The organism is Suttonella ornithocola, from assembly GCF_001889065.1.
Taxonomy (GTDB): Bacteria; Pseudomonadota; Gammaproteobacteria; order Cardiobacteriales; family Cardiobacteriaceae; genus Suttonella_A; species Suttonella_A ornithocola.
On the sequence record NZ_LWHB01000213.1, the window covers coordinates 1 to 3,229 of the forward strand.

Annotated in this window: 2 protein-coding genes; both read right to left on the bottom strand. The window is 37.1% G+C overall.

Annotation, left to right across the window (positions count from 1 at the left end; genetic code table 11):
• Positions 1-40: 40 nt before the first annotated feature.
• The gene (locus tag A5N85_RS13015) at positions 41-1,408 is read right to left on the bottom strand and encodes a sodium-dependent transporter (RefSeq protein ID WP_072577576.1); all 1,368 of its coding nucleotides are present in this window, start codon (positions 1,406-1,408) and stop codon (positions 41-43) included.
• 324 nt (positions 1,409-1,732) lie between these two features.
• Positions 1,733-2,341, bottom strand: a complete 609-nt coding sequence (merB, locus tag A5N85_RS13020) for an organomercurial lyase (RefSeq protein WP_072577577.1) — start codon at positions 2,339-2,341, stop codon at positions 1,733-1,735.
• Between the last annotated feature and the right edge of the window lie 888 nt (positions 2,342-3,229).

Consider the following 3,229-nt stretch of genomic DNA (forward strand, 5'->3'; position numbering starts at 1 on the left):
AACACTTTTAACAGAAAATAAATTTTATTTATCGTTAATCCTAAGCAAACAGCTCATAAATGCCATAAGCAAAAACAGTCAATACCCCTAAAGGTGCAATAAATCGGATAACAACATTCCATAACGTAGCTATGCCGCCATTTAAATGAAGCTCTTGCGTAATGCTTTCATTATTCATAAACCAAGCAGCGAAAATGACGGTAGCAAGTGCGGTTAATGGCAACATAAATTTAGAAGTAAGAATATCCAAAAAATCAAAAATATTATTGTCAAAAATGGTGAAACTACTCCAATGATTAAATGATAACAAGCAAGCAATTCCCAGTAACCAAACGCCACCACCTGCAACTAATGTCGCTAATTTTCGAGAAAGAGACGTTTTTTCTTCTAAAAACTCCACTGTTGGTTCTAATAAAGACATTGCTGAAGTGAGTGCTGCAAAAGTGAGTAACACAAAAAATAAAATCCCAAGCACCGTTCCACCTGCTATATTGCCAAAAACAATCGGCAAGCTAATAAACATCAGCCCCGGTCCTGAAGACGGCTCAAGCCCATGAGAAAATACCAGTGGAAAAATTGCAAAACCAGCAACTACGGCAATCACTGTATCCAAAATGACGATGGTTCGAGCCGTTTTAAGCAAATTGATATCCTCGCCTAAATAAGAGCCATAAGACAACATAATTCCCATTCCTAATGACAAGGTAAAAAACGCGTGTCCTAGTGCTGATAACGTCACCTTACCATCAATTTTGCGCCAGTCAGGTGAAAACATAAAAGCTACCGTTTCACTAAACTTACCTGTTGCAAACAAGCCATAACCAACCAACACCACCAATACAATGACTAAAGCAGGCATCATCCATTTTGAGGCTTTTTCTATTCCAGCACTAACCCCCTGTGCCACAATAAAAATTGTCAATCCGATAAATACAGTATGCCACAGCAATAATTGTCCACTGCTAGCGAGAAATCCTGTGAAGACATCTTTCGTCTGCTCGCCATTCATACCAGAAAATGTTCCTGTTGCTGTCATCACAATATAATCGACCGCCCAACCACCAATCACACTGTAAAAAGACAATACTAAAAACGAACCTAAAATCCCCATCACTCCAATACCTTTCCAAAGTGGGCTACGATGATTTTGTACAGCAACCGCCTGCATAGCATAAATTGGATTTTTTTGCCCTCTGCGCCCAATCAACCATTCTAGTACCAAAATTGGAAAGCCAATGAAAGCAATGCAGACGAGATAAATTAAAACAAACGCTGCGCCACCATTAACACCTGTCATATAGGGAAATTTCCAAATATTACCTAAACCAATTGCCGAACCTGTTGCTGCTAACACAAAGCCTAAACGGCTACTCCACTGTCTATGCAAATTTTCATGAGTTGTATTCATCCACTCCTCCAAAGGTTATTGTAAATTTCTCTTACAGTTAACATAACAAATAATAAGTATCCTGTTTTAAGGAAGCACGAATTAACTCGCTTTTTTTGCAAAAAAACATTCTTTACTTCATTTTCTAAGTCATCAAATCGTAAATATTTCTAGTTTGCGAGTAAATCAATAATCCTTAAAAATATTGAATACTTAAAAAATAATGCCAGCGATTGTTTATTGATACAAGAAAAAAGTGGTTTTTTCTTACTTTTTAGCAAGATATCTTTGGAAAGCTACGACTAAAAAAGACATTATTGATTATAATACAATAGGATATATTATCTATAGACTTAGAGCACTCACCATCTGCTCTGTTCTTTTGTTCATCTCTGCCATATCAATCACTTCACAATGCTTTTCGTAAGCAAATATTTCCGCATTTTCTAAAGAAATAAATCCTTTAGTCCGACAACAAAAACACTCACGTAAAGAAGTTTTTGTATTGCTATTTTTCAGGGGAAAGGTAAACCACAGCGGAATGGAAGAAAATTTCTGTCCATTAAAGAAAATACTAACAGGCATTGTCGCAATAATATCTTGTGTCAGAATATAAGCTGGTTCGGCAAGTAATTGAGTAATAAAAAAAGCATCCCAAATACACCAAGCATAGACTTGATTAAAGGTTTGTAGCGAAGTAGCTGATGATTGCGCCAAAGATATACTAGATGTTTTCCATAAAATTTGATGCTCGGTTGGTTGATAGGTTTCGCAGCCAAAACAAGCTACAATTTCTTCTTCATCTGCTCGGATATAATAATCGCAATATTTCGTTATGGGATATTCACTTATTTTAGGACGATATCCTCGTTTAAAATGCTGATAAGTATTGATGATTTCATGCTTAACGGTAGGTGGCCATTGAGAGATTTGCGTAATTAAGGCATTGTACATCGCATTTTCCAACCAATAAATTGTTATAGCATAACATTTATTAGTTTGACTATTCTAGCAATGATCGTTAAATCAGCTAAAAGTCAGAACGGTATAGCTGAATAAGTTCAGATTGCATACAAATCAACGAGCCACAGACAGCACACATTAGTACGGAAAGACGTTCAAATTCTGTATGCGAATTAAAGACATTCAGCTGCTATATATGGTGACTACATCAGGTGCTGGTTTATTTCTAAAGCCGCCTATGCGGCGGGGAACATCGTTATAGACCTTGTCCTACTCCTTACACATTTCTAAGCCGCCTATGCGGCGGGGAACGAGATGTTTATAGATAATCACTAGGACAGAACTTTCTAAGCCGCCTATGCGGCGGGGAACCTTCATGATTGATTAGCATCCGTCGCCCCTGATTTCTAAGCCGCCTATGCGGCGGGGAACTCGAATTTTATTCGATTTGATGCACTTGCCACAAGGGTTTTAAAGGTTTTTTGTTGGTTGACCTTTTGTTTTTTTGCTTTTTGCAAGTATTTGTTTTTTATTCGGTTGTTAAAGAGCAGCTAAAAAAGGGTTTTATGATCAAAAATGATTGTTTGGATTATAGCTGAATGAGTTTAGCTTGCATATGAACTGACGAACCACAAACAGCCAACCTCAGTATGGCAAAAAGAGCTAACGCTGCATGCAAGTTAGAGACATTTAGCTATATTTACTACTAGAGCTGCTTGGTATGGTTTTTAAACAGTTCACTTTTTAGCTGATTGCACTATAGCAGGGCTCCCAAAAAATGCATACCGCACTTAGAGATAGAATGCTGTTTGTAAAGTGTATACTTAAGTTATGCGTTGTATGCATTTTTTGGGAAGTTGGCTATATATGCCTAAAATA